The sequence below is a fragment of the Gardnerella sp. c10Ua_31 genome (genome assembly GCF_055700915.1).
In genome coordinates this window covers 396,375-409,219 of record NZ_JANUYG010000001.1, presented here as the reverse complement: position 1 = coordinate 409,219, position 12,845 = coordinate 396,375, and the positions used below count along the sequence as shown (strand labels likewise).

The window sequence follows — 12,845 nt, the reverse complement described above, 5'->3', positions numbered from 1 at the left end:
AAGCAATATGGATTTTTCTATTAAACCAGTGGATTTAGGGAAAATTCATATTGCAACTCCTGTTGTTTTATCTCCAATGGCCGGTATTACTAACTGGCCTTTTCGCGTGATTTGCCGAGAATACGGGCCAGATGGCTTGTATGTTGCAGAAATGATTACTGCTCGCGCATTGGTGGCAAGAAATCCAAAAGCCTTGCGCTTATGCCGTTTTGCGCCTAGCGAAAAAGTGCGCTCCTTGCAACTTTACGGAGTGGATCCTTTAATTGTGGAGCAAGCTGCTCGAATTGTTGTTGACGAGAATATGGCAGATCACGTTGACTTAAACTTTGGCTGCCCAGTGCCAAAAGTTACAAGGCGCGGTGGCGGATCTGCTCTTCCTTGGAAAACGGATTTGCTCCAAGAGATTTTGCATCGCGTTGTAAGCGTGTGTAATCCAGCGGGAATCCCAGTTACAGCTAAATTCCGCGTTGGAATTGACGAAGACCACCAGACTTTTATGCAAGCTGGCCATATTGCGCAAGAAGAGGGTTGTGCGGCTGTTACTTTGCATGCGCGTACGACTGCAGAATATTATGGTGGCCATTCCGATTGGAGCCGTATTGGCGAGCTTGTAGAGGCTTTGGATATTCCTGTTTTTGGTAATGGAGATATTTGGGGAGCTAATGATGCTCTTGCAATGTTTAAAGAAACAGGATGTGCAGGCGTTGCGATTGGCCGCGGATGCCAGGGGCGTCCTTGGATTTTTGCTGATATTCGTTCTGCTTGCAATGGCAGCGATAATCGCGTTAATCCAAGTCTTGGCGAAGTTTGCAAAGTGATTTTAAGGCATTTGGAGCTTCTTGTTGACTTTTATGATGGCGACGAACGAATGGCAGTTCATGACTTGCGAAAGCATATTGCGTGGTATTTGAAAGGCTTCCCAGTTGGAGGAGGAACTCGCAAAAGCTTTATGGAATGCGAGTCTATTGAGGATGTTCAACGCAATATTGATGCATTGGATTTATCGCTTAAGCTTCCTGAGCAGGTTTTAGACACGCCGCGCGGCCGAGTTCGTTTTGCTAAAAAAGTTCATTTGCCATATGGCTGGTTGGATTCAAGAATTACCACTAGCGAGGAGCGCAAAGAGCTTTTTGGCAATGACCCGATGGATGCTAGCTACTAGCGTTTTTCTAGAGTTTTCTAGGGTTTAGCGGCTGTTAAAAATGGCGTCTAAGCTATTGCTTAATGTTCAAAACTTTTGTTGGTAAAACGCCTTAAATATTTGCGTATAGCACGGTGTATTATCGAATCGGTGACATTTTTTAAGTTTTTATTTGTAAAACGTCGCCATTATCGAGCGTTTTGCGCTAAAGTATTGCGTAAAACGTGCGTGTGAGTGACAGGAGACAACGGTGAGCGAGATTGCCCAGACTGACAATTTCAACGACAAAACCATAATCAAGGTAGTCGGCGTCGGTGGAGCCGGTGGTAACGCCGTCAACCGAATGATCACCGAGGGTTTACAGAACGTAGAATTCGTAGCAATCAACACTGATGCTAAGGATTTGTTGCGTTCCGACGCTGATGTAAAGATTTCATTATCTGATGCTTCAAGTCGTGGTCTCGGTGCTGGTGCTGATCCAGAAAAGGGTGCAAAAGCTGCACAAGATCATCAATCCGACATTGAAGAAGCATTAAAGGGCGCCGATATGGTGTTCGTAACTTGCGGCGAGGGCGGCGGAACTGGTACAGGTGCAAGCCCAATAGTTGCGCGAGCTGCACACCAGCAGGGTGCCTTAACAATCGCAGTAGTTACGCGTCCTTTCGGGTTTGAAGGACCTCAGCGTGCTGCATCGGCAAAACTTGGTATTGAAAATCTTCGTAAAGAAGTCGATGCTTTGATTGTTATTCCAAACGATCGTTTGTTGGAAATTTCAGATCGAACTATCGGAATTATTGAAGCTTTTAAGACGGCAGATACCGCATTGCTTGCAGGCGTGCAAGGTATTACCGATTTGATTACCATGAATTCTTATATTCATGTTGATTTTTCGGACGTTACCGCCGTTTTGCGTGGTGCTGGAACCGCGCTGTTTGGAATTGGCGCTGCAAAGGGAGAAGACAGAGCTACTCAAGCTGCTGAAATTGCTATTAGCTCCCCATTGCTCGAAGAGAGCATTGAAGGTGCTCACGGTGCTTTGATTAACATTGCAGGTCCAAGCGATTTGAAGTTGCAAGAAGCAAGTGCTGCAACAGAACTTGTTCGCAAGGCGATTCATCCAGAAGCCCAGATTATTTGGGGTCTTTCTTTGGACGATTCTTACGGAGACGAAGTCCGCGTTACGGTTATTGCCGCTGGTTTTGATTCCCACCCTAAGGTGGAAGACGATAAGGCTGGTGCTTTTGTAGATATGCAAGCAGGAGTTGATTCTGTTGCCCCAGCTCAGTCAACAACTCCAGTCGCGCCTCCCGCAAAGCCTGTTGTTGCTGAAGAATCTTCGCATCCTGTTTCTTCCATGTTTGATTCTGTTGCACCAAGCCAGAATTACCAAGCATCGGCTTCTAAAGATAAGCCTCAAGATGAACCAGACGAATTGGATATTCCTGATTTTCTACGTTAAGCATAGCGATAGGAGGGCAGCTTAATGGCTGGCTTTATGAAGAACATGATGTCTTACGTAGGCATGAGTGATGTTCAAGACGACGATGACTTCGTTGATTCTCAAGCGCAAGAAACTTCGTTTGACAACGATCACAACGTTGCTCCTATAAGTCTGCATAATTCAGAATCGCAGTTGGGTAATGGCACTTCTTCTCGTGCTGGAGCAGTCCGCATGAGTCGCATTACAACGATTCATCCAAAGTCTTATGACGATGCTCAATTAGTTGGGCGTGCGTTAAGAGATGGAACTCCAGTTGTTTTGAATCTTACTGGTGTTAGTGAATCTGTTGCGTATCGCATTGTTGACTTTTCTGCTGGAGTTGTGTTTGGTGTTCGTGGGTCTATTGAGCGAGTAACGCCAAGAGTGTTTCTTCTAAGTCCTTCGCAAGTAAACATAAAGGTAGAAGACGCTCCTAATGGCGGTTCTGCTAGAGAATTGTTCTCGTAAAGATACAAGCTTAGTAGCAAAGACCGCTCTATAGCATTTGCTTTATGCGTTATTTAGATTTAAGGCAGAGTCTCTTTGAGATTTCTGCCTTAAATTATCTAATATCAATTATCGAATAAAAATTATCTAATAACAAAAATCTTCTTAACTTTTATTGTGATGATTGTTTACTTGTGAAAGTTTTAAGAAAGTTTATTTACGGAAGTGAGTTTATGATTTTTAACAGCTTAATATTAATCATTAATCTTTTTCTAAGCGCATATTTAACAGTGCTATTTATTCGCGCAATTTTAGACTGGATTCCAATCGTATTTCATTCGTTTAGGCCAAATGCGATTGTTAGAAAATTTGCTCAAATTATATATTATTTAACGGAACCGCTTTTAAGATTTGCGCGTAGATTCATACCACCTGTAAGGCTTGGTAACATAAGTTTAGACGTAAGTTTTATGGTTGTTTACTTTTTGATAATTGTTTTACAAATGCTTTTATCTATGATTTATTAAGATTTTTTATTAAGACATTAAGAATGTTTACTATATGCGCGCAATCGCTACTATTCTTAAATGATATTCGTATTATTATCTATTAATCACATTATTTACTCAACATTATTTACTTAACATTCACTCAAAATAAGTCTTAATAATAAAATATTGGCAGATTTCGTAAAAAATAATTGCTTTTTACACAATTTTTTCTATGGACGTGATAGCATCGAAGAGATATATCAAAAGGGCTGCGCGCCCAAAAGTGAGGTGTAATGCATTATGGCTCTGTTAACGCCTAAAGACATTCGCGAGCATACCTTCCAGATCGTTAGATTCAAGGGAGGCTATGACGTTGACGAAGTTGATGACTTTTTAGATCAGGTTACAGAAACAATCGAAGCGCTTGGTCAGCAGGCCGTGCAAGGACTTGGGGCTTCTACGCAGTCTCTTGGCGCTGATGTTGCTAGCTTAAACAATAAGATTGCAGACTTAACAAATCAGGTTGAATCTTTAACTAAAGAAAATAATGATTTGCGAGAAGCATCCAGCAATGCAAGCAAGAGTGATAACGATCTTGCAGCAAAGCTTAAGGAAGCGGAAGAAAACAACCGTGCATTGAGCGAGCAAAATCAGCAGCTTAAGGAGCAACTGGATGGATTGGGTGCTCAAGTAGATCAGCTTACAGCTCAAGCTGCAAATGCAGATAATGCTAAGGCAGATGCTGATAAGAAGATTCAAGAAGAGCTTGAAAACGTTACGCGCGAGCGCGATGACTTCCGTGCAAGCAGCGAAAACTTGGGTCGTGAGTTAGAAGAGGTTCGCCAGCAGCTTGTTGTAACTCAGCAAGAAAATGCTAAGGTTCAAGATCTTAACAAGCAGCTCGAAGAATCGCATAAGAGAGAAGAACAGCTTCGCGAGCAGGTTTCTAAGATGGAACCAAGCACGGAGACTGGTAGCTTGCAAAAGATTGCAGGCGCGGGTGCGGAAGCTCAAGGTTCGGAGCCAGAGCGTGCTACTGCAATGTTGACTCTTGCAATGCAATTGCATGATCAATACGTAGACAAGGGCAAGGCAAAGGCTCAGCAGATTGTAGAAGAAAGCCAAGCGCGCTACAACGATATAGTTGCTAAAGCAGACGAATACTCTGGTCGTACGCGCACCGAGGCGGATGAATACAATAAGCAGACTCGCGGGGATGCGGATGATTACTCGGTGCGTACTCGCGGAGACGCCGATGCTTATGCGGCTCGCGCTCACAACGAGGCAGACGCTTACTCTGGCAAGGTTCGTCAAGCTGCAGATGACTACTCCAAGCAAACTCACGATCAAGCTGATCAATACGAAGCAGAAGTTCAGCATAGAGCTGCGGATTACGATTCCACTACTCGTACTTCTGCAGACGCATATGCTCGCCAAGTACGTGAGAATCTCGAGAAGCAAACTAAGGTTATTGAAGGAAACATTCAAAGCCTTAAGCAGTTTGAAACTGAGTATCGTACTCGCTTGACCGACTTCTTGGGTCAGCTTGTTGCTCAAGTTTCCGACGAAAACACGTATACATCTATGGAAAATCAAGATAAGCAGGATAAGTAGTATTTACTAAAATTTGCTAGTAGTATTTACTAAATCCCTTTAGATTGGAAAATACATTGACGCATAGTTATGTGCGTGTAGAACGGCTGCGTAATCGCGCAGCCGTTTTTGCACTGATTGCTTTTATTGGCGTGGTTCTAGACCGCATAACCAAAGTTTGGGCATTAGCAGCGCTTAGTGGCGGAAAAAACATTGATATTTTTCCACACTTGCTCTCTTTTACTCTTGTTAGGAATCCTGGAGCATCTTTTGGCTTAGGATCTTCTTTTACTTGGGTTATTAGCGTGTTAGCGTGCGCTGCGTGCGCTGCTATGATTGCGGTTATTAAGCACACAAAATCCTTATATTGGACTATTGCGCTTGCTTTAGCTTTTGCTGGAGCTTTTGGAAATCTTATTGATAGAGCGCAATATGCTCAGGGCTTTTTGAACGGAAAAGTCGTAGATTTTATAAACTACGGATGGTCTGTTGGAAATGTTGCAGATATTGAGCTTATGTTTGCAGGAATCGCAGTTATATGCCTTATTTTGATTGGGATTCCTCTTATAGAGCGCGCTGATGAGTGATATTCGTTTTACGGTTACGAGTCAATTTGCAGGATGCAGGTTCGACGTATGTTTGTCGAAGCTTATGGGAGTATCGCGTGCAAACGCAATATCGCTAATCGAAAGTAGCAAAGCAAAAATCCTAAATAGAAAGTCGCAAAAATCGTCTATTTTGCAAGAATCAGATGTGATTGTTGTAAATAAAGAAGACGATTGTGCTTGCGATTGTGCTAGTGCTCGCGATTCTTCCAGTAATGCTCAAAGTAAGCCTTCTATATGCGATTTAGAAATCGTATACAACGATGACGATGTTGTAGTAATAAACAAGCCTGTTGCAATGGCGTCTCACGCAGCAAAAGGGTGGAATGGGCCTACTGTTCCAGAAAGCCTAGAAGCTGCTGGGATTAGAATAAACACAACGCTTTGCGACGAATCACGCAAAGGAATCGTAAGCAGGTTAGACGTTGGAACAAGCGGCCTTATGCTCGTTTGCAAAACGGATTTTGCTTACGAAAAGATGAAGCAGCAATTTGCTAGTCATAGTGTTTCAAAAACTTATACGGCATTAGTGCAAGGAAATTTGGAGCAAAACAAAGCAACTATTGAAGCTCCGATTGGAAGGTCGAAAGTATCTGACTTTAGATTTACTGTAACCAAAAATGGCAAACCAGCTGTAACACATTGGGATGTTTTGGAGCGCTTTGGAATTGCAACTTTAGTTAGCGTAAATTTAGAGACGGGTAGAACTCACCAAATACGCGTGCATTTTTCTTCGATTGGCCATCCGTTAGTGGCGGATAAAATGTATGGAGCAAACCCAAAACTCGCGGAAAAACTAGAGTTACAACGCCAATGGCTTCACTCAACTAAGCTAGAATTTAAGCATCCTAGAACAGGAAAATTAGTTAAGCTTGAATCGGAGTATCCGCTAGATTTGCAACACGCTTTACAAGCCGTGCGGCAACTATAAAAGCGAGCATATTTAGCAAAGCAGGTCATATTGCATCTATAAAATAGCAAGCATGACTAGGCCAGAAACAAACTTCGTACATTTGCATAATCACACGCATTATTCGCTTTTGGATGGTGCTTCAAAGATACCAGACCTAGTTGCGAGTGCAAAAGAATTGGGTATGCCAGCTATTGCGATTACAGACCACGGCAATATGCATGGAGCATACGAGATGTGGAGCACGGCTGTAAAAGCTGGGATTAAGCCGATTATTGGAATCGAAGCTTATGTGACTCCAGAAACAGCCAGACAAGACAAAAGCCGAGTTCATTGGGGAACGGAAGCGCAAAGAAGCGACGATGTTTCTGGCGGTGGTTTGATTACTCACATGACAATGTGGGCCGAAGATGATGAAGGCTTAACAAATTTACTTAAAGCATCGTCTATAGCCAATTTGGAAGGTCGCGTTATGCGATATCCTCGAATGGATAAAGATGTGCTTTCAACGTATTCTAAAGGCGTTATAGCGTCTTCTGGATGCCCATCTGGAATTATTCAAACGCGTCTTCGTTTGGGTCAATTTGATGAGGCTTTACGCGCTGCAGGTGAGTTCCAAGATATTTTTGGTCGAGATAATTTCTTTATTGAGCTTATGAATCACGGGCTTTCTATTGAAACACGCGTTACAAAAGATTTGCTCGAGATTGCTAAAAAGTTGAATGCTCCACTTCTTGCTACAAACGATTTGCACTATGTGCACGAAGAAGATCGCGAAGCGCAAGATGCAATGCTTTGTATTAATTCTGGATCTCGCTTAGATGATCCAGATCGTTTTAAGTTTGACGGTTCTGGCTATTATTTGAAGTCTGCTGAGCAAATGCGTGAGCTTTTTAAGGAGTTCCCAGAAGCTTGCGATAATACTCTTGAGATTGCTCGCCGATGCAATGTTATGTTTGATGACGGCGAAGATGGCGCTTTTATGCCGCAATTTGACTGCCCTAAAGGTTGGGATGAGACTTCGCTATTTCTTAAAAAAGTCGAAGAAGGATTAGAGCGCAGATATAACAAAAACGTTCCTATTGAAGTCTTAAAACAAGCAGACTACGAGTGTGGCGTTATATGCCAAATGCAATTTTGTGGCTACTTTTTAGTTGTTGCAGACTATATTAATTGGGCAAAAGAGCATGGGGTTATGGTTGGCCCTGGCCGAGGAAGTGCAGCAGGCGCAATGGTTGCGTATGCAATGGGCATTACCGAACTAGATCCAATGAAGCATGGCTTGATTTTTGAACGATTCTTAAACCCAGAGCGCGTGTCTTTGCCAGATATTGACGTTGACTTTGACCCAGAAGGTAGAGCCAAAGTTTTGGAATATGTTGGCGAAAAATATGGAAAAGATAAAGTAGCGCAATGCGTGATTTATGGCACAATTAAAACAAAACAAGCACTTAAAGATTCTGCTCGAATAATGGGCTATGAGTTTTCTGTTGGAGAAAAAATTACAAAGATTTTGCCGCCTCCAAAAAACGGCAAAGATATGAGTTTCCACGATATTTTTGACGAAAAGTCAAAGCGTTATGCGGAAGCTCGCGAGTTTCGCGAGATGTATGATAGCGACCCAGATACAAAGCGGATTACAGAAGAAGCAAAGGGTATTGAGGGTCTGATTCGCCAAACGGGTGTACATGCTTGTGCAACGATTATGGGTTCGGAGCCTATTACAGATACATCTCCTCTGTTGGAGCGCACTGATGGCACGATTACAACTACCTTTGAGTATCACACTTGCGAAACGCTTGGCTTAGTTAAGATGGATTTTTTGGGTCTTTCTAACTTAACAGTTATTAGAGATACTCTTAAAAACGTTGAAAATAATGGAAAAGAGCCTATTGACTATACTAAAATTCCGCTTGACGATAAAGAAACATATCAGCTTCTTGCAAGAGGAGATACTTTAGGCGTTTTCCAGCTTGATTCCGACGGTATGCGTGCGCTTCTTCGCACTCTAAAACCAGATAACTTTAACGATATTTCTGCTTTGATTGCGCTTTACAGACCAGGTCCTATGGATATGGATTCGCACACCAATTATGCTAAGCGTAAGAACGGTTTGCAAGATATTACGCCTATTCATCCAGAGGTTGCGGAGCCACTAAAAGATGTTCTTGGCGAAACTTATGGTTTGATTGTGTACCAAGAGCAGGTGCAGTCGGCTGCTCGTATTTTAGCTGGATACAGCCTTGGCAAGGCAGATGTTTTGCGTAGAGCTATGGGTAAAAAGAAGCCAGAAGTGCTAGCTAAAGAGAAAATACCGTTCTTTAAAGGCATGAAGGAACATGGTTATTCAGAAGAAGCTGCCCAAGCTGTTTGGGATGTTCTGGTTCCATTCTCGGGTTACGCGTTTAATAAGGCTCACTCGGCTGCATACGGTTTGATTTCTTATTGGACTGCTTACTTAAAAACGCATTATCCTGTGGAATTTATGGCTGCATTGCTTCAAAACGAGCGCACTAATAAAGATAAGACAGCACTTTACTTGGGTGAAGCACGACGCATGGGTATTCGCGTTTTGCAACCAGATATTAATGAGTCGGTTCTTGAATATTCTGCAGTTGGAGATGTTGTGCGCTTTGGCCTTGGAGCTGTACGAAACGTTGGAGATAAAGCAGTTAACGATATTATTAGCGAGAGGGAAAGCGAGCGCGGAAAATTCGTTGATTTTAAGGATTTTGTAAATCGCGTATCGTTTGAATCTCTGAATCGCAGACTTGTTGAATCGCTTATTAAATCTGGTGCTTTTGACTCAATTAGCACTTGTAGGCGAGCACTTTTTGAAGTTTATAATCCACTAATTGACTCAGTTATTTCTATTAAGCGAAAGCAGGCAGGTGGCCAATTTGACCTTTTTGCCGATTTGGATGATTCAAGTAACGAGCTTGGAGACGCACAAATCAATATTCCAGATGTTGAAGAGTGGGATAAAAAAACGAAGCTAAACTTTGAGCGAGAAATGCTTGGACTTTATGTTTCGGATCACCCTTTGAGTGGACTTTCTGCTGTTTTGGCTGGTCTTAGAGAAATGTCGATTGCGCAGCTTCTAAACCGTGCTAGAACTATGAGCGAAAATCAACAAGTAACTCTTGCAGGACTTGTTACTAGCGTAGATAGGCGAGTGTCTAAAAAAGGTAATGCTTGGGCGATTGTAACTATTGAAGACATGGAAAGCTCAATACAATGCATGTTCTTTGGCAAAGTTTACGAGTCTTCTGCTGCAGAACTTGCGATTGATCAAGTTGTGCGAATTAGGGGCCAGGTAGAAGTTCGAGACGAAACTGTTTCTTTAAGAGCTACGGATTTTGAAGTTCCAAGCTTAGAGGCAGAAGACGCTCAACCTGTAACTATTGTTTTGCCTTTGCAAGCGCTAGAAAAGTCTCGTATAAAAGAGCTTGAAAACATTGTTACAAGGCATCCCGGTTGTTGCGAAGTAAATCTTGCTTTGATTGACTCTAAGGGGTGCGCAAAAGTCTTATCTTTTGGAGATAGATTTAGAGTCAAGCGAGATACGTCACTTTTTGCAGAGCTAAAAATATTGTTTGGCCCAGCTTGCTTGCCAAGTGCTTAAAATAAGCGCCTAAAATAAGCTAATCGCGTAGAATATTCTTAGAGTGATTTAGAGTGATTTTAAGCGTTTTAAGAAGTGATAGTTATAAGTAAAGATAAGTGAAGATAAGTAAAAACAAGTAAAGCAAGGCTTTTTAATTTAGAAGGTAAAAGATATGTGTAAAGATAACGACGATTTGAGTAAAAACAATAACGTTAGCGATAATAATAATGGCGTTAATGGCAATAATGGCGTTGGTTCTAATGATTCTAACGATGTTCGTACTTCTTTTACCGATAAAGAGCTGGAAGACGCGTTGCTTGGTTTTGAAAAAGAGTTTAGCGAAGAGCAAAATCGTGATTCAATCGATGATGCTGTAAAAAAGATTGAGCAAGCGGATTTTGAAGAAGATTTGCAAGGTTTGCTTGGAAAAAAGGCAAAGTGCGCGCTGTTCTTAACAGCTATAGAGCCAGGAGAGCTTCTTGCATCTTTTTGCAAAATGGCTGGAGTTAATGCGGATTGTTTTAACGACGAAAATGGTGGAGTCGCAGTTTTACGTGATTTAGACGAAGACAATCCAGAAAAATCAGTTAAAAAATTTACCGACTATTTTCGTGGAATGCCTGCTGTTCTAATGGTAAATCGCGCTAATAAGATTGATGCAAAAGTTTATGAATACAATCGAGGCGTTTTAGACGTTGTTCCTCCTATGATTCTTGCAATGGCTGCTAGATGTGTTGAAGATCTTATGATTTGTTACTCAAGTGTTAAAGATCTTAAAGAATCTGGGATTGAAGTTACAAGTACAGATGATTTAAGCGATGATCAAGCCAAAGAGATTTTTTATAAATATGGCAAAAAGATGTAGTCTATGTTAAATAGATTGCTACTAGATTGCTATTAGATTGTTACATTAAAAATAAGTAAATTCATGCTCATAAAGCTAAATAAAAGCGAAAAGTAAGAGATAATATAATAATTAGTCTCTTAAATATTAGTTAAAGAGTATGAGAGAAAAACACATAGTTACACACTTAAATTGATTGGACTGTAGATATGGATAGACAGCAAGAATTCGCTTTGCGTACAGTTGAAGAGCGTGACGTTCGTTTTATTCGACTATGGTTCACGGATGTTCTTGGAACGCTTAAATCGGTTGCTATTGCTCCAGCAGAGCTTGAAGCTGCGTTTGAAGAGGGTATTGGCTTTGACGGTTCTGCGATTGAAGGCATGACTCGCGTTTTAGAAGACGATATGATTGTTAAGCCAGATCCTTCGACTTTCCAACTTTTGCCATGGCATGGCGGTCCAGAAGGCACGGCGCGCATGTTTTGCGACGTTTTAACGCCAGATGGGGAGCCGTCTCTTGGAGATCCGCGTCACGTTCTTAAAACTGCGCTCGCAAAAGCTAAAGAAAAAGGCTTTACTTTTTACGTTCATCCAGAAATTGAGTTTTACTTATTTGAAGCGCAAGATGATTGGTCTAAGGCGCCTGTTCCTATTGATGAAGGTGGGTATTTTGACCACGTTCCAAGAAGTTCGGCAATGGACTTTCGTCGTAGTGCTGTGAGCATGCTTGAACAGATGGGTATTTCTGTTGAGTATTCTCACCACGAAGGCGGTCCTGGTCAAAACGAGATTGACTTAAGATATGCAGACGCTCTTACTACTGCAGATAACATTATGACTTTCCGCACTGTTGTTAAGGAGATTTCTCTTGAGCGCGGAATGTATGCCAGCTTTATGCCTAAGCCGCTTACAGATCAGCCTGGTTCTGGTATGCACACGCATTTAAGCCTGTTTGAAGGAGATTCAAACGCTTTCTATGAGGCTGGTCAAGAGTTTAATATGTCTCTTATTGCGCGCCAATTTGCGGCTGGTATTTTGCATCATGCTGCAGAAATTTGCGCTGTTACAGATCAATACGTTAATTCTTACAAGCGCTTGTGGGGTGGAGCGGAAGCTCCTAGCTATGTTTGCTGGGGTCATAGCAACCGTTCTGCGCTTTTGCGTGTGCCTCAATATAAGCCAGGCAAAGGCAATTCTTGCCGTATGGAGTTTCGCGCGCTCGACCCTGTGGCGAATCCATATCTTGCATACTCTGTTTTGTTGGCTGCTGGTTTAGATGGCATTGAAAAGCAAATGACTTTGTGTGATCCTACTAGCGACGACGTTTGGGAGCTTACAGATGCTGAGCGTCAAGCTATGGGCATTCAGCCTCTTCCTGAGTCTTTGGATGAAGCTTTGAAGATTATGGAGAAGTCTGATTTTGTAGCTAGCGTTTTAGGTGAGCATGCGTTTGAATACTTCTTGCGCAACAAGCATAAAGAGTGGGAAGAGTATCGTCGCCAAGTAACTCCTTACGAACTCGAGAAATATTTGCCTAGACTTTAGGTTTTTGCGTTTAGTTTGTGTTGACTATTAAAATCGCGCGATGTGCTGTGGTGGCGTGTCGCGCGTTTTATTTTTAGGTTTTTCTTTGATTGTTTTTTAACATTTTTCGCAAAATTTTTTCATATTGTTATATCTGAATGTTTGTGTTTGAATGTTAGTTTTTAAGTATAATCTAAACCT

10 protein-coding genes are annotated in these 12,845 nt (G+C 42.0%); all 10 read left to right on the top strand.

Going from position 1 to position 12,845, the window contains the following annotated elements; all coding sequences use genetic code 11:
- Positions 1-7: 7 nt before the first annotated feature.
- The 10 genes from dusB (at position 8) to glnA (ending at position 12,665) form a co-directional block, all read left to right on the top strand.
- Positions 8-1,162 (top strand): tRNA dihydrouridine synthase DusB, encoded by a 1,155-nt coding sequence (gene dusB / locus NYP55_RS01630; protein ID WP_346284100.1) that lies wholly within the window; start codon positions 8-10, stop codon positions 1,160-1,162.
- A 229-nt stretch (positions 1,163-1,391) separates the two neighbouring features.
- A complete protein-coding gene (gene ftsZ / locus NYP55_RS01625) occupies positions 1,392-2,600 on the top strand; it encodes a cell division protein FtsZ (protein ID WP_018616189.1) in 1,209 nt (402 codons plus the stop codon).
- A 24-nt stretch (positions 2,601-2,624) separates the two neighbouring features.
- Positions 2,625-3,089, top strand: coding sequence for a cell division protein SepF (locus NYP55_RS01620; RefSeq protein ID WP_004130343.1), 465 nt, complete (start codon positions 2,625-2,627; stop codon positions 3,087-3,089).
- 212 nt (positions 3,090-3,301) lie between these two features.
- Positions 3,302-3,595, top strand: coding sequence for a YggT family protein (locus NYP55_RS01615; RefSeq protein WP_004130342.1), 294 nt, complete (start codon positions 3,302-3,304; stop codon positions 3,593-3,595).
- Between the two features lie 264 nt (positions 3,596-3,859).
- Entirely contained in the window at positions 3,860-5,173 is a 1,314-nt protein-coding gene (locus NYP55_RS01610; RefSeq protein WP_004132601.1) for a DivIVA domain-containing protein, read from the top strand.
- 71 nt (positions 5,174-5,244) lie between these two features.
- Positions 5,245-5,739 carry a signal peptidase II gene (locus NYP55_RS01605; protein WP_004132600.1) on the top strand — a complete coding sequence of 165 codons (495 nt, stop codon included), beginning with the start codon at positions 5,245-5,247 and terminating at the stop codon, positions 5,737-5,739.
- Entirely contained in the window at positions 5,732-6,688 is a 957-nt protein-coding gene (locus NYP55_RS01600; protein ID WP_004132599.1) for an RluA family pseudouridine synthase, read from the top strand. The genes NYP55_RS01605 and NYP55_RS01600 overlap by 8 nt, the downstream gene beginning before the upstream one ends.
- A 52-nt stretch (positions 6,689-6,740) precedes the next feature.
- A complete protein-coding gene (gene dnaE, locus NYP55_RS01595; protein WP_415696385.1) occupies positions 6,741-10,292 on the top strand; it encodes a DNA polymerase III subunit alpha in 3,552 nt (1,183 codons plus the stop codon).
- 154 nt (positions 10,293-10,446) lie between these two features.
- Positions 10,447-11,139 (top strand): hypothetical protein, encoded by a 693-nt coding sequence (locus NYP55_RS01590; protein WP_004130326.1) that lies wholly within the window; start codon positions 10,447-10,449, stop codon positions 11,137-11,139.
- Between the two features lie 188 nt (positions 11,140-11,327).
- Positions 11,328-12,665, top strand: a complete 1,338-nt coding sequence (gene glnA, locus NYP55_RS01585; RefSeq protein WP_004130324.1) for a type I glutamate--ammonia ligase — start codon at positions 11,328-11,330, stop codon at positions 12,663-12,665.
- The last annotated feature ends 180 nt before the right edge of the window (positions 12,666-12,845 follow it).

Excerpts from the sequence above, each read along its gene's own strand:
- NYP55_RS01590 (WP_004130326.1), top strand. The coding sequence starts at position 10,447 with ATGTGTAAAGATAACGACGATTTGAGTAAAAACAATAACGTTAGCGAT.
- NYP55_RS01610 (WP_004132601.1), top strand. The coding sequence starts at position 3,860 with ATGGCTCTGTTAACGCCTAAAGACATTCGCGAGCATACCTTCCAGATC.
- glnA (WP_004130324.1), top strand. The coding sequence starts at position 11,328 with ATGGATAGACAGCAAGAATTCGCTTTGCGTACAGTTGAAGAGCGTGAC.
- NYP55_RS01600 (WP_004132599.1), top strand. The coding sequence starts at position 5,732 with ATGAGTGATATTCGTTTTACGGTTACGAGTCAATTTGCAGGATGCAGG.
- dnaE (WP_415696385.1), top strand. The coding sequence starts at position 6,741 with ATGACTAGGCCAGAAACAAACTTCGTACATTTGCATAATCACACGCAT.
- NYP55_RS01620 (WP_004130343.1), top strand. The coding sequence starts at position 2,625 with ATGGCTGGCTTTATGAAGAACATGATGTCTTACGTAGGCATGAGTGAT.
- NYP55_RS01615 (WP_004130342.1), top strand. The coding sequence starts at position 3,302 with ATGATTTTTAACAGCTTAATATTAATCATTAATCTTTTTCTAAGCGCA.
- dusB (WP_346284100.1), top strand. The coding sequence starts at position 8 with ATGGATTTTTCTATTAAACCAGTGGATTTAGGGAAAATTCATATTGCA.